The organism is Cryptosporangium sp. NPDC048952 (assembly GCF_043197895.1).
Lineage (GTDB): Bacteria > Actinomycetota > Actinomycetes > Mycobacteriales > Cryptosporangiaceae > Cryptosporangium.
Map to the genome: position 1 here is coordinate 212,132 of NZ_JBICTY010000007.1, position 19,480 is coordinate 231,611.

Sequence of the window (19,480 nt, forward strand, 5' to 3'; positions counted from 1 at the left end):
CCGCATCTTGTCATTGACAAGTATCCTGACACTGCCTAGTTTTGACGCCATGGACATCCGTGGCAAGACCGCTCTCATCACCGGCGCCTCGGCCGGCATCGGCGCCGAGTTCGCGCGCCGCCTGGCCGCGCAGGGCGCCAACCTGGTGCTCGTCGCCCGCCGCACGGACCGCCTCGACGCACTGGCCGCGGAACTGACCGGGGTGCACGTCGACGTGGTCCCGCTCGACCTGTCGCAGCCGGGCGCCGGGCGTACCCTGCGCGAGCAGGTGCCCCAGCCGGTGCACCTGCTCGTCAACAACGCGGGGTTCGGCAACTACGGGCCGCTGCTCGACGAAGACCCCGACAAGCTCGACGCGATGATCCAAGTCAACGTCACCGCGCTGACCGACATCAGCCGCGCGTTCCTGCCGGGCATGGTCGAGGCCGGCGAGGGCACGCTGCTCAACATCGCCAGTATCGCCGCGTACAGCCCCACGCCGTCGATGCCGGTCTACGGCGCGACGAAGGCGTACGTCCTCAACTTCACCGAGGCCCTCGCCTACCAGCTGCGCAACACGCCGATCCGGGTGCTCGTGTACTCCCCCGGCGCCACCGAGACCGAGTTCTTCGACGTCGTCGGCACCCGCGACGCCGGCGGCGGCAACTGGCAGACCCCGGCGCAGGTCGTGACCGGTGCGTTGCGTGCCCTCGACGGCCGGGCGCCGAGCGCGGTCGCCGGCGTCCCCAACCGGATCGCGGTCAGCGTCGCGCGCCTGCTCCCCCGGCGGTGGGCTGTGAACCTCGGCGGCCGCTTGACCTACAACTAAGGCGTGCGACCTCCACGAGGTCTGCCCCCAAGGGGGGTGACGGCGCGGGGCACGACCCCTTAGCGTCGCGAGCACTTCCGAGGAGGGTAAATGTCCGCGACCGAGACGTACCGGAACGCCCGCGACCTGTTACTACGCCACCGCACCGACTACGACCGCGCGGTCACGGAATTCACCTGGCCGACGTTCGACGGCCCGTTCAACTGGGCGATCGACTGGTTCGACGCCTACGCACGCGGCAACGACCGCACCGCGCTCTGGATCGTCGAGGAAGACGGCTCCGAGAACACGTACTCGTTCGACGAGATGGTCAGCCGCTCGGACCGGCTCGCGGATCTGCTCGCCGCGGACGGCGTCGGCACCGGCGACCGGGTGCTGCTCATGCTGTCGAACCAGGTCGAGCTGTGGGAGTCGGTGCTCGCAATCACGAAGCTCGGCGCCGTGATCATGCCGACCACCACCGCGCTCGGCCCCGCCGACCTGCGTGACCGCATCGACCGGGGACGGGCCGCGTACGTCATCGCGAACACCGCGGACACCGCCAAGTTCGCCGAGGTGCCCGGTGAGTACGGCAAGCTCGCTGTCGGCGGCGCGGAGGGCTGGCGCTCCTACGCGGAGGCGGCGAGGTTCCCCGGCACGCGGCGGGAGTCGGTGACGAGTTCGGACGACACGCTGCTCGTCTACTTCACCTCCGGCACCACGAGCCGGCCGAAGCTCGTCGAACACAACCAGGTCAGTTACCCGGTCGGTCACCTCTCGACGATGTACTGGATCGGGCTGCAGCCGGGCGACGTGCACCTCAACATCAGCTCGCCGGGCTGGGCGAAGCACGCGTGGAGCAACGTGTTCGCGCCGTGGATCGCCGAAGCCACGATCTTCATCTACAACTACACCCGCTTCGACGCCGACGCCCTGCAACAGCAGATCCGCCGCTGCGGCGTGACGACGTTCTGCGCGCCACCGACGGTGTGGCGGATGTTGATCCAGGCGGACCTGTCGGGTGGGCCGGGCGCGCTGCGGGAGGTCGTGGCCGCCGGGGAGCCGCTCAACCCCGAGGTGATCGATCAGGTGCGGGAGCGGTGGGGGCTGACGATCCGGGACGGGTTCGGTCAGACCGAGACGTCGGTGCAGGTCGCGAACACGCCGGGGCAGGAGGTTCGGCCGGGGTCGATGGGACGGCCGCTGCCGGGGGTGCCGGTGGTGCTGGTGGATCCGCTCACCGGTGAGGTGTCTCCGACCGAGGGCGAGCTCTGCCTGGACCTCGCTGCCCGGCCGGTCAATCTGATGGTGGGCTACACCGACGACCCGGCGCGGCACGAAGAGGCCATGGCCGGTGGTTTCTACCACACGGGTGACGTCGCGACCCGGGACGCGGACGGATACATCACGTACGTCGGACGCACCGACGACGTGTTCAAGGCCAGCGACTACAAGATCAGCCCGTTCGAGCTGGAGAGTGTGCTGCTCGAGCACCCGGCGGTCGTCGAGGCCGCGATCGTGCCCGCGCCGGACCCGATCCGGCTCGCGGTGCCGAAGGCGTTCGTGGTGCTCGCGGCGGGGTGGGAGCCGTCGTCCTCGACGGCGGAGGCAATCCTCGCGTACGCCCGCGAGCACCTCGCGCCGTTCCAGCGCGTGCGCCGAATCGAGTTCGCCGACCTCCCGAAGACGATCTCCGGCAAGATCCGCCGAGTCGAACTCCGCACCCTGGAACAGGATCGCTACGACGCCTCAACCCCCGACATCCCCGAATACCGAGACGACGCCCTCCGCTCCTGACCCCACGCGCCCGCCGCGCACGGGGCGGGCTCGGCGGGCGCGGAGCGAGCGCTTCGCGGAGAGGGCGAAGGGTGTGGGGCCCCGCCCCACACCCTTCCGACTAGCGCTCGATGAGGGTGGCGCGTAGGCGGGCTGCGGCGTCGGCGGGGAGGCCGTGACGGGTCAGGTAGTCCTCGACGTTGCCGATTCGGGCGAGAGTGGCACGGATCAATTCGGGTGGGCAGGCGAGCATTTCGGTGAGCATCGCGTCGGTGTGCTCGCCCTGCGGCATCGTCGCGCGGATCTTGTCGGCGAAGCCGGTCGAGAGGTTCCGCGCCGTCGCCGCGTAGTCCTCTTCGAGGTCGGCGGCATCCACGCCGAGCAGCGAATGCACCAGCGCGATCACGACCCCGGTGCGGTCCTTGCCCGCGGTGCAGTGCACGACAGCGGGCAGCGCGCCGGGCTCCGCGAGCGCGGCGATCACCCCGGCGAGCGCGTCGCCGCACTCGTCGACCATGAGGTTGTACGCGTCCTCGAGCGACCGAGGACGCTCCTCCGCGGCCATGCCGGCGAAGGCCGGCAGGTGCCGGTAGGTGACCGGCAGGTCGCCGAGCGCGTCGGGGGCGACCTCGACCTCGGCGTCCTCGCGCAGGTCGATCACCGTCGCGATGCCGAGCTCGGCGAGCTGGGCGCGCCCCGCGTCGTCCAGGCCGGCCAGGCCGTCGGCGCGGATCAGCAGTCCGCGCCGGACCGTGCCGCCGTCGGCGGTGCGGTAGCCGCCCGCGTCCCGGACGTTGTACGTACCGGGTAACGGCAGAGCGTGGGTCGTGGCGGCGGTCATGGTGACTCTCTCCCTGGGTTTGTGGCCGTGCCCAAAGTACCGGTGCCGATGCGCAGCCTCGCCCCCTCGGGTGAACGCCGGGTGAAGCGTACGGGGCAATAGCCCCTGGCTAGGATCACATCGGACGCCCGCGTCCGGAGGGGGATGAATGGCCGCCATCACAGTCGTCACCGGAGCTGCCGGGGCCTTGGGCCGCGCGGTACTCGCCACGCTCACCGAGCGGGGCGACACGGTCGTAGCACTGGACCGCGCGAGCGCCGCGCTCGACGCGCTCGGGTCTACCGTCGCGGAGACGGACCGCGCAGGCGCGGCGCCGGACACGCTCGGCCGTGCGACCGGTACGCCGGGACCCGACGTCGATGGCGTCGGCCGGATCCATCCGATCGGGGTGGACCTCGCGGATCGGGGCTCGGTGCTGGACGCGTGGAAACGCGTCGACGAGGTCGGGGCACCCACCGGACTCGTCGCGCTGGCCGGTGGGTTCACGCCAGGCAAGCTCGCCGACCTGGACGAGGACACGTTCACCGGCCTCTGGGAAGGCAACGTCTCGACGCTGCTCTGGAGCGCCCAGCAGGCGGCTTCGCGGATGCCGCGGGGGTCCTCGATCGTCACGGTGGGGTCGAAGACCGCGGTGACCGGCAAGGCCCCGGTCGGGCACGCGGCGAGCAAGGCCGCGGTCGTGCGGGTCACCGAGCTCCTCGCCGACGAACTTCGCCCAGCCGGGATCCGCGTCAACACGGTTCTCCCGTCAGTGCTCGACACCCCGGCCAACCGCAGCTGGATGTCCCCCGACCTGGTCGCCAAGGCCGTGAGCACCGCCGCCGTCGCCAAGGTCATCGCCTTCCTCCTGAGCGACGACGCATCCCCCATCAGCGGCGCCCGCATCCCCGTCTACGGCGACGCCTGACCCACCGGCCGAGGCGGGGCGACGCCCGCGCGGCAACCGCCCCAGCGCGGCGCCCTACGAGCGGCGGCAGTACACGTCCCCGCTGTTCGCCTCGTGCGGCAACCCCGCGAGGTGAGCGGCAACCTGCTCCGCCGACACCCACGTCGCGAAGTCGAACCCCATGGTGTCGCCCAACGCGACGTTGAACCGCGCGAACCCCAGCGCGACCGCACGGTCCAGACACTGCTGCGCCACGTCCCGCTCGATCGTCGTGAACTCGAACGACAGCGCCGGCACCGCCCGCGAGAGCCCCGACAGCACCGCGTGCTCGTACCCCTCGACGTCGATCTTCACGAACGACGGCTCCCCGTACTCACGGATCAGATCGTCCAGCGTCACGGTCGGCACCGAGATCTCGGTGTCCCACACCTGCCCGCGCCACCCGTTCGCGCCGAACGCGGCTTCCACGAAGTCCTTCGATACGGTGGACACCGTCGGATTCGCCGTGTTCACGTAGAACGTCACGCTCCCGGCAGAGGCACCGCAGGCGGCCTCCACCACCCGCACCCCGGGGTCGTCCGCGAAGATCTCGGTCAGCGCCCGGCTGCACAGCGGCTGCGGCTCGAGCGCAACCACCCGCGCCCCGAGCCGCCGATAGCTCGCCACCCGGTCACCCACGTGGGCACCGATGTCGAACACCACGTCACCGGGCCGCACCAGCGACGCGTGGAACGCGTCCATCGCCGCGTCGCGGACGTCGTTCCCCCAGTAGAAGTCGAGGGACTGATGGATCGACGAGACGGCCGGGTTCGCGCGGAGCGAGGATACGACGGCGCTGGAGCTCATACACGATGATACGTGCGTGGAGCCGTGCGAGGTTCAGCGCGCAACCGTGTACCAGAGCGCCACCGTCTGCCCCGACGCCTGCACCCGCGGCTCGTTCAGCCGGATCTTCGTACCCCCGAGATGCCGGAACATCGGCGTCCCATCGCCGAGCAGTACCGGCGCCACGAACATCAGCACATCGTCCACCTCGCCGGCCTCCAGGCACTGCCGCCCCACGTCGGCGCCGATGATGCACGCGTACTTGTCCCCGGCGGCGGCCTTGGCTTCCTTCACCCCGGTCGCCAGATCGGTGACGAACGTGATCGACGGAACCGGCGTCGGCGGCGGATTGTGCGTCAGCACGAACTGCGGTCCCTCCCACGCCCCGCCGAACGGACCCTCCTTCTCGGTGCCCATGTTCGGATCGTCACCGCGGTACGACACCCCACCGACCAGACACGAACCGACGTTCGCGACCAACTCGTCAGCGATCGGGTCCGGACCCCCGAGGAAATCGCCCAGCCACTGCATGTCGCCGTTCACGCCGGCAATGAAGCCGTCCAGCGACATCGTGGCGCCGTAAAGCAGCTTTCCCATCGTTCATCTCCTCCGAGTTCGCAAACGGGCCCTCGTTGAGACGGTGCCTCCGCGAAAAACTCATCGGTCGCCCGGCGAAATTTCTGCGGGCAGCCCGAACACCGGGAACAGCGCCGGGTCGTGGAACGCCGTCATCTCGGTGAAGAGCCCACCCTCGACCTCCACCACCGAGATCGCGAACGGCCGGAAACTCGCCTCCCCGGGCATCCGCGTGTACGACGCCGCCGCCAACTGCCGGTTCGCCCCCACCACTCGCACCGAGAACTCCCCGACGTACCCCTCCAGCGCCGGATCCCAGCTCGACGCCAGCGCCCGTCGCACGTTTTCCCGTCCCTGGAACCACATCGGCCACGGCGGCATCGTCGTGCGGACGTCCTCCGCCAGCAGCGCGGCCACCGCGTCCAGATCGGCGCGCTGCACGGCGTCCAGATAGCGGTTGAGCAGTTGCCTTTCCTCCGCGGTCGGCTCGCCTGCGGCGCGCCAGTCCGACCGACGTTCCGGCAGGTTCTCCCGGAGGGTGGCTCGCGCCCGTTGCAGTGCGCTGTTGATCGACGGCACGCTCACGTCCAGAGCACTGGCGACGGCAGACGCGGGCCAGCCGTGCACGTCACGCAGTACCAGCGCGGCACGCTGGCGAGCGGGCAGGAACTGCAGTGCGGCGAGGAACGCGAGCTCGATCGTCTCGCGCCGGACCGCCACCGCCTCGGGATCCGATTCGGACGGCGCCACCAGCTCGTGGTCGGGGAACGGCTGCAGCCAGGGGACGTCGGTGCGCGGCCCGAAGCCGACGCTCGGGTCGGACGGCCCGGTCACGTGGTGCGGGAGCACGCGGCGGGGCTTGCCGTCGAGCCAGTCGAGGCACGCGTTGGTGGCGATGCGGTAGAGCCAGGCGCGGACCGTCGAGCGGCCCTCGAACGTGTCGCGCTTCTTCCAGGCGCGCAGAAAGGTTTCCTGGACGAGGTCCTCGGCGTCGGTGTAGGAGCCCAGCATGCGGTAGCAGTGGACGCGCAGCTCCTGGCGGTGGCGTTCCAGGTCGTGCTCGGTCAGGGGTGGCACGCGGGCGAGTCTGCCAGGAAGTCGCGGATCGCCTGGCGGAAGCCGCTCGGATCCTCGGCCCAGGGGCTGTGGCCGGCGTCGAGGGTCACGCGCCGGACGTTCGGGAGCGCGTGCTCCAGCGAGTCGACCGCTGAGCGGGGGCGGGGGTCGTGGCGGCCGTCGACGATCAGCGTCGGGACGGTGAGGTTGCGGCAGCGGGCGGCGAGGTCGTCGTCGACGATTCGCTTGACGTCGGCGTTCAGACTCTGCGCGCACTCCCAGTTCAGGCCGTGCCAGGGAGTGGCCATACGCTCGGCGTGAACGGGGTCTTCGAAGTCGGTCGCCCACTGCAGGATCGCCAGTTCGCGGTCTTCGTCAGGGGTGCGGTCGCGTTGGTCGAGCTCGTTCCAGCGAGGGTCGACGCGCGCGGCGAAGGTGCGGTGGTGGGCGGGTTTCCAGGTGTGGTCCGGGTCGATTCCGACGCCGGAAACGTAGATCAGCCGGTCGACGCGATCGGGGTGATCGAGCGCGTAGAACAGGGCGAGCAGGGCGCCCCAAGAGTGCCCGAGAAGGTTGACCCGAGCCGGCCCGGGCGCATCGGTGGCGCGGCTCGCGCCCGGCCCGACGGTGGCTTGGGCGCTGATCGTGTCCAGGTCGGTGACGAACTGGGACACGGTGTAGGGACCGCGGCGCTCGGAGCGGCCGCAGCCGCGCTGGTCCCAGCGCACGACGGTGGCGATGTCCTCGAACATGGCGGCGACGTCGTCGAAGTAGTCCCAGATGCCGGGGCCGCCGTGACACAGGACGAGCGGCTGACCGACCCCGGTACGGGCGGTCCAGAACCTCACGGGGCCGCGGCGGCGGTGACGAGTTCTTCGAGGACGCGCGCGTCGACGGCTTCGAGGCGTTTGACGTAGAGGCAGCTCTTGCCGATGGTGTGCGGGCCGAGGTCGGCGAGCAGTTCGTCTTTGCGGGGGAAGTCGTCACCCAGGTAGAGGGTGGTCGCGGCTTTACGCGGCGAGAAGCCGATGCGGAACCAGTCGACGGTCGTGCCGGAGGCGTACCGCAGCTCGGTCCGCCCGAACCCGACGATGTTCGCGCCCCACATGGCGCCCTGATCGCCGGTGACGCGCGCCATCAAGTCACGGACGGTCTGCGCGTCGGCGCGGCGGGTTTCGTCGGGGACGGTGGCAAGGAAGTCGTCGACGCTGACGTCAGTGCGAGCGGTCTTCATGCACCCAGCATCCTCGCTCGCCCCTCCCCGCGACATCCCCGCCGCGGGGGTCAGGTGGGGGTTCGGGCCAGGCGGTTGCGGCGGTGGGCGGCCATGCGGACCGGGGCGTCGGCCCAGCCGTAGCCGTCGTAGCCGTCCAGGCGCTGAACGAGGAGCAGAAACAGCCTGCCACCGAGGAGTTGCGTGCTCACCTGGAGGTAGGCACCGCCGTCGGGGTGGTCGGCGGTGTGGAGGATGCCGAGGTCGCGGTACGTGGCCAGTTGTTCTGGCGCGAGGTCGAGGCGCGCGCCGAGATCGTCGTAGTAGTTGTCGGGGATGGCGAGGAGGGGTGCGCCGGCTTCGCGGGCCTTGCGGGCGGCGGTGACGACGTCCTCGGTCGTGAAGGCCACGTACTGCGGGTCGGCGACCGCGGGGGCCCAGTCGCCGCGGCGGAGCCTCGCCACGGTGAGGGCCAGGCGCACACTCCGGGCGGAGTCGGTGAGGGCGCGGCCGCGGACCAGACCGAACGGGGCGGCGAACTCGCCGGCGGTGATCGGCGTGAGGCCGAGCACTGCCCGGTAGAACAGTGCGGCTTCGTCGAAGTGGTCGAACGGTTCGGCGAGTCCGACGTGGTCGATGCCGGTGACGCCGGCTCCGGTCCGGCTGCCGTCCGGGGTAGGCACGAAATCACCACTCCACCCTCCCGGGCCACCGCCCTCCGGGTCCGCGTCCGGGCGGGCGACGGGCCCGGGATCCCCCGTCGTGCGGGCGAAGAACAGCGGGGTGCCGTCCGGGGCGGCGATCGCGGCGAGGTCTGCCTCGGCCGGGCCGCGCTCCCGGGGCAGCAGTGGCGCGAGGAGTCGCTGGGCACGCAGCGCCGCGGCCGGCGGATCCGCCGACTCGACCGCGAGCGCACCGAGCGCCGCTCCCCCGGTACCGGCCGCATTGACCAGCACCCGCGCCCGCCCCTGCTCCCACCGCTCCACAGGCTTCGTCCGGTGCCGCCCCGTCCGCTCGAATCCGAGCGCCTCCAACACGCCCCCGAGCCGAACCGCCTCCTCGGGAGCCGCCGACAACTCCACGAACGCATATCCACTCAACACGGTCGCCGGCGCCGCCACCGGATCCACCCCGGCGCCACCCGCCACGGCCGCTGCACGCGGCACCTCTTGCGCGGGCAGCGCGGCCGCTGTCGCTTCGGCCAAGGCCAGCAGCGAGCGGCGCGCGTCCACAGCGGTCGGACCCGGGTCCGCCTGGCGGAACACGTCATTGAACACCTCGAGAGACAACGGCCCCGCATACCCCGCCGTCAGCACCGGCCGCAGGAACGCGGGCAGATCGAACGCCCCCTGCCCCGGAAACAACCGATGGTGCCGACTCCACTGCAGCACATCCATCGACAGATGCGGCGCATCCGCCAACTGCAGAAAGAAGATCTTCGACCCCGGAATCCCCGCGATCCCCGCCGGATCCGACCCCTTCGACAGGATGTGGAAACTGTCCAGGCAAACCCCGAGCGCCGGATGATCAGCGCGCTGCACCACGTCCCACGAATGCTCGTACGTGTTCACGTGCGCCCCCCACGCCAGCGCCTCGTACGCGATCCGCAACCCGCGGTCCGCCGCCCGCGACGCCAGCTCCCCCAACTGGGAAGCCAGCAACGCATCGTCGGTCACCGCGTCCGCCCCCACCGACGAACACACCAGCACGGTGTCCGTACCCAGCTCCTGCATCACGTCGAATTTGCGCTCCGCGCGACGCAGATTGGCCGCGAACTGCGACGGATCAACCGAGTCGAGGTCACGAAACGGCTGGTAGAGGTCGATCGAGAGCCCGAGGTCCCGGCACAACACCCGCACGTCCCCCGGACTGCTCGGCGACGCGATCAGGTCCGGCTCGAAGATCTCCACCCCGTCGAACCCGGCGTCCGCCGCCGCGACGAGCTTGTCCTCGAGCGTCCCGGACAGACAGACCGTGGCGATGTCAGTGCGCATTCTCAGCCTCGATGAGTTCGTGGAGGTGCCGGGTCATCCGCCCGGCGTCGGGCTCGATCCCGGTGAACAGCCGCATCGCCGCGACCGCCTGGTGCACGGCCATCGCACCGCCGTCGAGCGTCCGGCAGCCGGCAGCGCGGGCGACCCGCAGCAGCTCGGTCTCCAGCGGCCGGTACACGATCTCCGCGACCCACAGCTCCGGCCGGAGCAGCCCGGCGTCCAGCGGCAATCCGGGATGCTCGGCCATACCCACCGGCGTCGCGTGCACCAACCCGTCCGCGCCGGCCAGTACTCCGGCCAATTCGTCAGTCCCGTGCCCGACGACCCGAGCGCTGGTAGCGGTGTGCGAGGGTCGGAAGCGAGCGGCCAGGGTATGGGCCCGGGTGGCGTCGACGTCCACCACGTGCACGGTTTCGGTACCGAGCGCGAGCAGCGCGTAGGCGGCCGCCGCTCCGGCGCCTCCCGCCCCCAACAGCACAACTGCTCTCAGATCGACGCCCGGCAAGCCGGCGATCACCCCGTTGCGGAACCCCGACCAGTCCGTGTTGTGCCCGGTCGTGCCACCGCGCGGCTCGAACACGACGGTGTTCACCGCCCCGATCTCCCCCGCCGCTCTGGACAGCTCGTCGAGGTGCGGGATCACCAGCTGCTTGCACGGATGGGTGATGTTCAGGCCGCGGTACCCGGCGCGCCGGGCCTCGTCGACCAGTTCGCCCACCGCCTCGGGCGAGCGGTGCAGCTCGTCGAGGTCGAGGCGTCGGTAGGAGTAGTCGAGCCCGAGCTCGGCGCCTTCCCGCTCGTGCAGAGCGGGTGACAGCGACGGGCCGATGCCCGAACCGATCAGGCCGACGACCACCTGGTCGGTTCCGCGGGATGCAAGGGATGAGAGGGACACGGCTCTCCTCCGAATAATGTACTGATTGGTTAGTTGTAGCTCACGGCAGCTCCGATGGAAAGGGGTACCCACTAGGGTCGGCACCGTGACCGCAGCATCGTCCGAGGACGTTTCGCCGGAACGCCAGCGCGACGCCGAGCGCACGCGCGCGGAAATTCTCGACGCCGCGACCGAGGAGTTCGCCAGTCGCGGGTACGCCGGCGGTCGGGTGGACGAGATCGCGGCGAAGACCCGCACCACCAAGCGGATGATCTACTACTACTTCAGCTCCAAGCAGGGGCTCTACCTCGCGGTGCTGGAGCGGGCGTACGGCGGCATCCGGCGCCTGGAGCAGGAGCTGGACGTCGACCACCTCGACCCGGCGCGGGCCATGCGCGCGCTGGCCGAGCTGACGTTCGACCACCACCAGTCGCACCCGGCGTTCATCCGGCTGGTGAGCATCGAGAACATCCACCACGCCGAGCACCTGCGCACCTCGCCGATCCTGCCGACGCTCGCGGCGCCCGCCGTCGACGTGCTCAGCGAGATCCTCGAACGCGGCCGCGACGCCGGACTGTTCCGCGACGACGTCGACGCGCTCGACGTCCATATGGTCATCAGTGCTTTTTGTGTCTTCCGCACCGCGAACCGGTACACGTTCGACGCGATCTTCGGGCGCGACATGCTCGACGCCGAGCAGAGCGCCCACCACCGCCGGATGATCGGCGACCTGCTCCTCGAGTACCTCACGGCCCACGTCGGCCGCGCGTAACCGCGCACCCCTTGACAGGACCCGTGCGACTAACTCACTCTCTGGTACCTAACCGCACGGTACATTAGCGCGGCCCTCGCTGTGTCTTGCACTGACGCAAACCTCCAGGGAGCCCTCGTGTCACAGACCCCCATCGCGCAACCGCGCAAGGCGGCGTTAGCGGCCTGGATCGGCAGCGCGCTCGAGTACTACGACTTCTTCATCTACGGCACCGCCGCCGCGCTGGTCTTCAACAAGGTGTTCTTCCCCGACTCCGATCCGGCGACCGGCACGCTGCTCGCGCTCGCGACGTTCGGCGTCGGGTACGCGGCCCGGCCGATCGGGGCGTTCATCCTCGGTCACATCGGGGACAAGTTCGGGCGCAAGCGCGTGCTGGTGTTCACGTTGATGCTGATGGGCATCTCGACTTTCCTCGTCGGCTGCCTTCCGACGTACGACCAGGTGGGGGTGCTCGCGCCGGCGTTGCTCGTCGCGCTGCGGCTCGCGCAGGGGTTCTCCGCGGCGGGTGAGCAGGCCAGCGCCAACTCGATGACGCTGGAGCACGCGCCGGAGAAGCGTCGCGGGTTCTTCACGAGCTTCACGCTGAACGGCACACAGGTGGGTCAGATCCTCGCGACCGCGGCGTTCCTGCCGGTCGCGGCGTTGCCGGAGTCGTCGCTGCTGAGCTGGGGCTGGCGGATCCCGTTCCTGCTCAGCGTCGTCGTGATGGCGGTGGGGTATCTGATCCGGCGCCGGATGGAGGAGACCCCCGCGTTCGTGGAGGAAGCCGCCAGCGACCAGGTGGCGAAGATGCCGCTGGCGATCCTGTTCCGGGACCACTGGGTGTCGGTGGTGCGGGTGATCCTGGTGGCGACGGTCGCGTCGGTGAGCACGATCTTCGGGGTGTTCGCGCTGTCGTTCGGTACGGACACCGCCGGGTTGGAGCGCTCGACGCTGTTGTGGGTGGGCGTGCTGGCGAATGTCGTCGCGCTCGGGGCGATCCCCCTCTGGGCGTCGCTGTCCGATCGGATCGGACGCAAGCCCGTGATGATCGGGGGAACGCTGGGCTCCGCCGCGTTGATGTTCGCGTACCTGTCCGCGATCGGCCACGGCAACTGGGTCCTGATCTTCGCCATCGGCATCCTGCTGTCCGGTGTCGTGTACAGCGCCCCGAACTCGACCTGGCCCGCGTTCTACGGCGAGATGTTCACGACGAAGGTGCGCCTGTCGGGGATGGCGATCGGGACGCAGATCGGGTTCGCGATCGGGGGCTTCGCGCCGACGATCGGTGCCGCAGTGGCCGGCGACGGGCGCAGCGGGTGGGTGCCGGTGGCCGTGATGCTCGCAGTGCTCTGCGTGCTCTCCGCCGCCGCGACCGCCACCGCCCGCGAAACCGCCCACGTCCCCACCGCGGACCTCGGCCGCACACCCGAACAGACCGCCACCCACCTACCCGCGACCGCCTGACCGACGACTACCCGGCCCTACGACGACTTCCCGGCCCAACCCCCGCCGCGGGTAGGGCCGGGAAGCCGTCGTAGGGCCGAAAACTCGCCGCTCGGGGGCCGCGCCCCGGGCGTGATGTCGCACGCAGTAGGTGTACTGCGTCGATTTGCGGGGGATCACGCCACCTCCGAATTAGGAGGGCGTAGGTGGCGACTCTGAGCACGACCGCGGCATCGACGGTGTCGACGGCGATATCCGCGCCGCTGCGAGTGTGGATCCGCGTGGTGACGACCGAGATCGCGATAATTCTGCTCGGCGTCGGCGCGTATCTCGCCGTGGCGGTGGGGGCCGGCGACCGCGGCGAGGTCGCGACCGCACACGCGCGGACACTGATCGGCGTCGAGAGCCTGCTCGGGCTCGACGTCGAGGTCGGGCTCGCGAGCTGGTGGGCCGAGGATCCCACCCGCGCGATGATCGCCGACGCGTACTACGTCACCGCGCACTTCGCAGTGCCGTTCGTCCTCTTCGGGCTTCTCGTGCTGTTCCGTCCGGACGCCTACCCCCGCTTCCGCACCGCGTTCGTCGCTGCGAGCATGCTCGGCGTCGCCGTCTCGTGGCTCTGGCCGACCGCGCCGCCGCGCCTGGTCGAAGGGTTCGCGGACGCCCCGATCATCTCCGGGCTGGAGAACCCGTACGCGGCGTTCCCGAGCATGCACGTGGGCTGGGCGGTGTGGGCCGCGCTCGCCGTCGGAGCGCTCACCGCGAACGTCTGGCTACGCGCGCTGGCCTGGTTGCACGCGCTCATCACCAGCGTCGATGTACTGGTGACCGGTCACCACTGGGTCCTCGACGTGGTCGGCGGAGCCCTCGCCGCGTTCGCCGCCCTGGCCATCGCCCGTGTCCTCCACCGCACCCCGCCTCCGGCGGCACTCGACTGACGTCGATCCAAAACGACGACAACCGAAAACGCACCCGTCGCCCTCTGCACAGGGAAGGCTTCTTCCGACAACGAAGGGCGACGGGTGACCGACCAACCGGACCAGGCGTACCGCGAGTACGTCACGGACCGACAACCAATGCTGCGGCGGCTGGCCTATCTGCTCTGCCAGAACTGGCACAGCGCCGACGACCTGGTGCAGAACACCCTGGTCAAGCTGTACCTCCGCTGGGAGCGGGTCGCCGCCGCCACCGACCGGGACGCCTACGCGCGTACGGTCCTCGTCCGCGTGTTCCTGTCCGAGAGACGAACCAGCTGGGCCCGCCGGGTCGTGCTGATCGACTCCGCGCAGGACTCCACCGCGGTCAACGATCCCGACCCGGCGGCGGCGGTGGCCGTCCGCACCGCGCTGGCCGGTCTGCCACCGCGCCAGCGCGCGGTGATCGTCCTGCGCTTCTACTCCGACCTCTCGGTCGACCAGACCGCCGAAGCCCTCAACTGCTCGGCCGGGACCGTCAAGAGCCAAACGTCCAGGGCGCTCGCCGCCCTCCGCCGTGCACTCCCAGACGAGGAGCCCGCTGCGCCCCACCGAGGAGCCCCCCGATGAACGAACTGCAGATCCGAGAATCGCTCAGCCGAATGGCGAGCGACCCGGCTCCTCCCTCGACCGTCGACGTCGACCGTGCCATCGCCCACGCGCAGCAGAAGCGCCGCCGCACTCAGTGGATGGTGATCGCCGCCGCGGCCGCGGTGGTGCTCGTCGTGACGCTCGGCGTGGTGACCGCGTTCACGCCGGACGACCGGGCCGAGCCGGCCCCGGTCGTGAGCGCGCCGCCGTTCGGCACCGCGCCCCAGTCCTTCGACCCGCTCAACCCCCGCCTCGAGATCGGCTGGCTTCCCAGCGGCCTGTCCGACCCGCTCGGAAACTCCGCGGTCACCGCAGAATTCATGACTTACCGGGGTAAGAACGGCACTTCCGTGTCGGTGTACGCCATTCCGCGCAAGGGTGGCTTCCCCGCCGTCGAGTTCTTCGGTCAGCCCGTCGACGGTCCCGACATCAACGGGCAGCCGAGCAAGTGGTACCAGGTGCCGGTTCCCGTGCCGGCGGCTCCGGCGGCCAAACCCGGCGCGGTGCCGCCGTCGCCCACGACGAAGCCGACCCGCGCGGTGAAGAACGCGGGCGTGCTCCGCTGGGAGTGGGCGAAGGGTGGAATGGCCCAGGTCGACCTCACCAACGTGAAGAACCCGATGGACGTCGCCGCCAAGATCGCCCGGTCGGTGCGGCTCGACCGTCCGAAGCCGTTCGCGATGCCGCTGCAGATGAGCAAGCCGAACATTCCGGTGGTCCGCACCGGCGCGACGTCGGAGAGCGCGATCGTCGAATTCGCGTCGGCGGGCTGGAAGCGACCGTCGATGCTCGTCGGGGTCGGCAAGGCACGCACCGCGACGAACCTGCCGAAGCCCAACGTCACGCTCCCGGGTGGACGGAAGATCCGCGAGGACCTGTATCCCGGCCTGTCGTCGATCATTTTCGACTTCGGGCCCGGAGCGGAGATGTGGCTGCAGTGCACGGGTCCGGACGACACCGAGGCCTCGACCGTCGCCACCAAGGCCGAGTGTCGTCGGCTGGCCGCGAGCGCCACACCGGTCGGCACGTTCACGGATCCCTCGACGTGGACGAAATCGATTTTCCGGTGAGGTCGGCCACATAGCGCCCCAGAGGTGCCCACTCCGCAGTTAGGAATCTGTTAGCAACATTCCACTGCGGAGGGGGCACGCATGGCTACCTTGCGTGATCGGGGCGACGCCCGGCTGATCACCAAGGAGTTCAGCCTCCTGCTCGTCGCAGCGCTCGGCGTCTTCCTCGCGCTGGGCATGACGCTGCCGGTGCTGCCGTACTTCGTGCGCGATCTCGGCGGCGGCGACCTGGCGATCGGCATCGTCGTCGGCTCGATGGCGGTCTCGGCGGTGCTGATCCGGCCGTTCACCGCGCCGGCGATCCAGAACTGGGGTTTCCAGCGGCTCGTCCTGGCCGGTGGCGTCGCCGGTGCGGTGGCCATCGCGGGGCACGCGTTCGCGGACAGCTTCCCGGTGCTCCTCGCGCTCCGCCTGCTCACCGGTGCCGCGCTGGCGGTGATGTTCGTCGCGTGCATCGCCCGGGTGATGGCGACCGCTCCCGCCGAGCACCGGTCGAAGGCGTCGAGCTACTTCTCGGTGGCGCCCTACCTCGGGCTCGGGCTGGGGCCGGTGATCGGCCAGCCGTGTTACGAGGCGTTCGGCTTCGGTCCGACGTTCCTGCTCGCCGGCGTGCTGCAGCTGGCCGGGACGCTCCCGATCCTGCTGGTGACGAACCACCGCGACCCGGGCGAGAAGGTGCCCCGGTTCCACACCGCGGCGCTCTGGCCGGGTGCGGTGCTCGCGCTCGGGATCATCGGCGTGGTCGCCTTCAACGCCTACATCCCGCTCTACGTCGACGAACTGCGCGGCACCAACCCGGCGTTCATGTTCCTGGCGTACTCGATCGTCGTGCTGGCCGCCCGGATCTTCGCCGGTGGGCTCCCGGACCGGATCGGTGCGGTCCGGGCAGGGACGCTGGCCACCGTCGGGGTGGTCGTCGGTCTGGTGATCATCGCGGCCGCGCAGTCGCCGCTCTGGATCTACGTCGGCATCCTGCCGCTCGGCGCCGGCATCGCGTTCCAGTACCCCGGCCTGATGGCGCTGACGATCAGCCGTGTCAGCGAGTCCGAACGCCCGGCTGCCGTCTCGACGTTCACGATGTTCTTCGACGTCGCCACCGGCCTCGGTGGGTTGATCGTCGGGCAGGCCGCCGCGCTCGGCGGCTACCGGACCGCGTTCGCGGCCGCGGCCTGCTGCTCGGTGCTGGGGTTGATCCTGCTGCGAACAGTGGTCGCTTCCAAAAGCTAAATTTTTACGTTATGCGAGTCGCCGATCGCCCGCTGGTGGCCGGAGTGGCCGCTGTCGTGCTCGGCGTCGCGCTGGTCGTCGCCGGTGTCGTTCTTCGGCAACCGGAGCGCTTGCCGGGCGGCGGGGGTCTGCCGCCGATCCCGACGGTGCGCAGCGCCGTCGAACTGGGTTCGCTGGCGCAGAACGGGCGGGTCACCGCGCGGGACAACGGGCAGAGCACCGCGTACGGGGACCGCTCGGTGTGGGTGTTCGGTGACACCGTGCTGCGCCGGCCGGAAGGGTTCCTGTCGAACAGCGAGTCGTCGACGACGGACCGGCGCGCCGCCGACGGGATCGACCTGCGCGGCACCGAACCGGCGCCGGTCGTGACGCACACCCCGGCGGAGTCGGCGTTCGAGCTGGCGCACGGCGGTGCCTGCACACCCACGACCGACCTGTACTGCGGCGCGCGATTCGCGTTCTGGCCCGGGCCGGTGATCGCCGACCCCCGGCGGGGCCGGGTGCTGGTCTTCTACGTGAAGCTCTGCCGCAACGGCGGCGAGGGAACGCCCTGCTCCGGGCAGTACGGCCGGCCGCTCGGCACCGGGATCGCCGCGGTGGACATGCGCACCAAGCAGGTGACCCGCCTGAGCGCGGCGCGCACGGACCTCGTGCTCAGCGTCGAAGGCCCCGACCCGACGATGTTCTTCCCGCCGTCGGACGCCTACAACACCGCGGCGCTGGTGATCGGCGACGAGGCGTACGTCTACGGCGCGTGCGCCGAGCGGTGTCATCTGGCGCGGGTGCCACTGGACCGGATCGGTGACCGGTCGCGGTGGCGGTTCTGGGCCGGCGGGGGGCGGTGGTCCGCGGATGCGGGGGCCGCTGTGGACACCGTCGAGGCCGGTGCCGCGGGGAATACGATTGTTCCGGTGCCGGGGTTGAAGGGCTGGTTGAACGTCTACCTGCCGTACGGCGACAACGTGATGCGGGCGCAGATCGGCGGGTCGCCGGCGGGGCCGTGGTCGGCGGAGTTCCCGCTGTTCACCACGCGCGGAGCGGGAATCAACTACGCGGGGTTTTCGCACCCCGAATACGCGGAACAGGACGGGTTGGTGCAGTACCTGACGTACTTCCAGGCCGACACGGGGGACCTGCGCCTGGTGAAACTCACACTCGTCGGGTGAACCACGGCCCCCACCAGGGCCGTTGCACACTGAGCGAGCCAACAGTCAGGAGATCGATGACCACGCATGCCCTTTGGTTCACCGCACCGCGCGAGATCGAGATCCGTCCCGTGCCCGATCCGGTACCCGGCCCGGACGACCTGCTGGTCCGCACCGTGTACTCGGGGATCAGCGCGGGCACGGAGCTGCTCGCCTACCGCGGTGAGCTGGACCCGTCCACCGAGCGGGACGAGACGCTCTCCGCGCTCGCCGACGGCGGCTTCGACTACCCGTTCCAGTACGGCTACAGCTGCGTGGGCGTGGTCGAGACCGGCTCGCTGGAAGGCCGGACCGTCTTCGCGTTCCACCCGCACCAGACCCGGTTCGTCGCGGCGCCGGACGACGTCGTGGTGATCCCGGACGGGGTCGATCCGCGGATCGCAACGCTGTTCCCCCTGGTGGAGACCGCGCTGCAGTTGACGCTCGACGCCGGGCCGGTGCTCGAGGACACGGTGGTCGTCACGGGTCTCGGCGCGATCGGGTTGCTGACGTCGTTGCTGCTCGTGCGTGCCGGGGCGTCGGTGGTCGCGGTCGAGCCGGAGTCTTCGCGCCGGGAGCGGGCGCTCGAGCTCGGGGTCCGGGCGGTGTCCCCCGACGACGCGCCCGGTGACGTCCCGCTGCTGATCGAGACGTCCGGGGCGCCGCGCGCGCTCGCGGACGGGTTGTCGCTGTTGGCCCACGAGGGCACCGCGCTCGTCGGGTCCTGGTACGGGACGAAGCCGGTGCCGCTGCCGCTCGGTGAGCACTTCCACCGGCGTCGGCTCACGATCCGCAGCAGCCAGGTGTCGACGATTCCGTACGCGGCGCAGGGCCGGTGGACGAACGCCCGTCGACGTACCACCGCACGGGGGCTGCTCTCGGAACTCCCGCTGAAGTCCCTCGCCACGACCGAGTTCGCGTTCTCCGACGCGGCGGACGCCTACGCCGCAATCGACCGCCGCGACCCCGGCATTCTGCACACAGCGCTCCACTACTGACGATAGGAATAACGCATGTACCAAGCAGGCACCGAGCGCGAAGTGACCGCATTCCATGTCATGCCCGACATGCCGCCCCCGGAGGGTGAGCGGCACTCGCACGACTACCGGTTGACGCTCGTCGTGTCCCGGGAGGAGCTCGACGACAGGGGCATGGTCGTGGACCTCGACGTGCTCGTCGGAGCGCTGGAGGACCTCACGAAGCGGCTCGACCAGGGTGACCTGGACGCGATCATCGGCACGGAGATCGGTGCCGACGCGGTCACCGTGGAGGCGTTCGCGCACTGGGTGCACGGGAAGATCGGGGCGGCGATCGGGGCGCCCGGTGCGGGCCTCGCGGTGCGGGTGTACGAGAACGCGACCGAGTTCGGTGGCTACTCGGGTGTGCTCGCCTGAGCGCGTTATCGGTAG

20 protein-coding genes are annotated in these 19,480 nt (G+C 70.4%); 12 read left to right on the top strand and 8 right to left on the bottom strand.

What is annotated here, in order from left to right; translation table 11 throughout:
• Positions 1–49: 49 nt before the first annotated feature.
• Both ACGFY5_RS34620 and ACGFY5_RS34625 read left to right on the top strand, forming a co-directional pair.
• Positions 50–808, top strand: coding sequence for an SDR family NAD(P)-dependent oxidoreductase (locus tag ACGFY5_RS34620; protein ID WP_392726860.1), 759 nt, complete (start codon positions 50–52; stop codon positions 806–808).
• A gap of 90 nt (positions 809–898) precedes the next feature.
• Positions 899–2,584 carry an AMP-binding protein gene (locus ACGFY5_RS34625; protein WP_392726863.1) on the top strand — a complete coding sequence of 562 codons (1,686 nt, stop codon included), beginning with the start codon at positions 899–901 and terminating at the stop codon, positions 2,582–2,584.
• A gap of 100 nt (positions 2,585–2,684) precedes the next feature.
• On the opposite strand, the gene ACGFY5_RS34630 is transcribed toward ACGFY5_RS34625, so the two are convergent.
• Complete coding sequence (locus tag ACGFY5_RS34630; protein ID WP_392726866.1) at positions 2,685–3,404, bottom strand: tyrosine-protein phosphatase; 720 nt, start codon at positions 3,402–3,404, stop codon at positions 2,685–2,687.
• A gap of 148 nt (positions 3,405–3,552) precedes the next feature.
• Here ACGFY5_RS34630 and ACGFY5_RS34635 point away from each other — a divergent pair, with 148 nt between their 5' ends.
• Positions 3,553–4,311: an SDR family NAD(P)-dependent oxidoreductase gene (locus ACGFY5_RS34635; RefSeq protein ID WP_392726869.1), complete on the top strand. Its 759-nt coding sequence runs from the start codon at positions 3,553–3,555 to the stop codon at positions 4,309–4,311.
• A gap of 54 nt (positions 4,312–4,365) precedes the next feature.
• On the opposite strand, the gene ACGFY5_RS34640 is transcribed toward ACGFY5_RS34635, so the two are convergent.
• Genes ACGFY5_RS34640 through ACGFY5_RS34670 form a run of 7 tightly spaced genes read right to left on the bottom strand, consistent with a single transcriptional unit; the run spans position 4,366 to position 10,849 of the window.
• Positions 4,366–5,136, bottom strand: coding sequence for an FkbM family methyltransferase (locus ACGFY5_RS34640; protein ID WP_392726871.1), 771 nt, complete (start codon positions 5,134–5,136; stop codon positions 4,366–4,368).
• A 33-nt stretch (positions 5,137–5,169) separates the two neighbouring features.
• Positions 5,170–5,712 (bottom strand): dihydrofolate reductase family protein, encoded by a 543-nt coding sequence (locus tag ACGFY5_RS34645; RefSeq protein WP_392726873.1) that lies wholly within the window; start codon positions 5,710–5,712, stop codon positions 5,170–5,172.
• Between the two features lie 60 nt (positions 5,713–5,772).
• Entirely contained in the window at positions 5,773–6,768 is a 996-nt protein-coding gene (locus ACGFY5_RS34650) for a sigma-70 family RNA polymerase sigma factor (protein ID WP_392726875.1), read from the bottom strand.
• On the bottom strand, positions 6,756–7,595 hold the full coding sequence (locus ACGFY5_RS34655; RefSeq protein WP_392726877.1) for an alpha/beta fold hydrolase: 840 nt from the start codon (positions 7,593–7,595) through the stop codon (positions 6,756–6,758). The genes ACGFY5_RS34650 and ACGFY5_RS34655 overlap by 13 nt, the downstream gene beginning before the upstream one ends.
• Complete coding sequence (locus ACGFY5_RS34660) at positions 7,592–7,981, bottom strand: DUF1801 domain-containing protein (RefSeq protein WP_392726878.1); 390 nt, start codon at positions 7,979–7,981, stop codon at positions 7,592–7,594. The genes ACGFY5_RS34655 and ACGFY5_RS34660 overlap by 4 nt, the downstream gene beginning before the upstream one ends.
• Before the next feature lie 50 nt (positions 7,982–8,031).
• Entirely contained in the window at positions 8,032–9,954 is a 1,923-nt protein-coding gene (locus ACGFY5_RS34665) for a TIM barrel protein (protein WP_392726879.1), read from the bottom strand.
• Positions 9,944–10,849 carry a shikimate dehydrogenase gene (locus tag ACGFY5_RS34670; RefSeq protein WP_392726880.1) on the bottom strand — a complete coding sequence of 302 codons (906 nt, stop codon included), beginning with the start codon at positions 10,847–10,849 and terminating at the stop codon, positions 9,944–9,946. Before ACGFY5_RS34670 ends, ACGFY5_RS34665 begins: the two co-directional genes overlap by 11 nt.
• Positions 10,850–10,934: 85 nt before the next feature.
• Here ACGFY5_RS34670 and ACGFY5_RS34675 point away from each other — a divergent pair, with 85 nt between their 5' ends.
• From ACGFY5_RS34675 to ACGFY5_RS34715, 9 genes are all read left to right on the top strand, one after another.
• Positions 10,935–11,600: a TetR/AcrR family transcriptional regulator gene (locus ACGFY5_RS34675; RefSeq protein ID WP_392726883.1), complete on the top strand. Its 666-nt coding sequence runs from the start codon at positions 10,935–10,937 to the stop codon at positions 11,598–11,600.
• Positions 11,601–11,717: 117 nt separating this feature from the next.
• Positions 11,718–13,046: an MFS transporter gene (locus ACGFY5_RS34680; protein WP_392726885.1), complete on the top strand. Its 1,329-nt coding sequence runs from the start codon at positions 11,718–11,720 to the stop codon at positions 13,044–13,046.
• Between the two features lie 185 nt (positions 13,047–13,231).
• A complete protein-coding gene (locus ACGFY5_RS34685; protein ID WP_392726888.1) occupies positions 13,232–13,963 on the top strand; it encodes a phosphatase PAP2 family protein in 732 nt (243 codons plus the stop codon).
• 84 nt (positions 13,964–14,047) lie between these two features.
• Positions 14,048–14,569, top strand: a complete 522-nt coding sequence (locus tag ACGFY5_RS34690; protein WP_392726891.1) for a SigE family RNA polymerase sigma factor — start codon at positions 14,048–14,050, stop codon at positions 14,567–14,569.
• Complete coding sequence (locus tag ACGFY5_RS34695) at positions 14,566–15,660, top strand: hypothetical protein (RefSeq protein WP_392726893.1); 1,095 nt, start codon at positions 14,566–14,568, stop codon at positions 15,658–15,660. Before ACGFY5_RS34690 ends, ACGFY5_RS34695 begins: the two co-directional genes overlap by 4 nt.
• A gap of 81 nt (positions 15,661–15,741) precedes the next feature.
• On the top strand, positions 15,742–16,887 hold the full coding sequence (locus ACGFY5_RS34700; RefSeq protein ID WP_392726895.1) for an MFS transporter: 1,146 nt from the start codon (positions 15,742–15,744) through the stop codon (positions 16,885–16,887).
• 11 nt (positions 16,888–16,898) lie between these two features.
• Positions 16,899–18,053, top strand: a complete 1,155-nt coding sequence (locus ACGFY5_RS34705) for a DUF4185 domain-containing protein (RefSeq protein ID WP_392726897.1) — start codon at positions 16,899–16,901, stop codon at positions 18,051–18,053.
• A 56-nt stretch (positions 18,054–18,109) separates the two neighbouring features.
• On the top strand, positions 18,110–19,069 hold the full coding sequence (locus ACGFY5_RS34710; protein WP_392726899.1) for a zinc-binding alcohol dehydrogenase: 960 nt from the start codon (positions 18,110–18,112) through the stop codon (positions 19,067–19,069).
• A 15-nt stretch (positions 19,070–19,084) separates the two neighbouring features.
• Complete coding sequence (locus ACGFY5_RS34715) at positions 19,085–19,465, top strand: 6-pyruvoyl tetrahydropterin synthase family protein (protein ID WP_392726901.1); 381 nt, start codon at positions 19,085–19,087, stop codon at positions 19,463–19,465.
• Positions 19,466–19,480 lie beyond the last annotated feature (15 nt).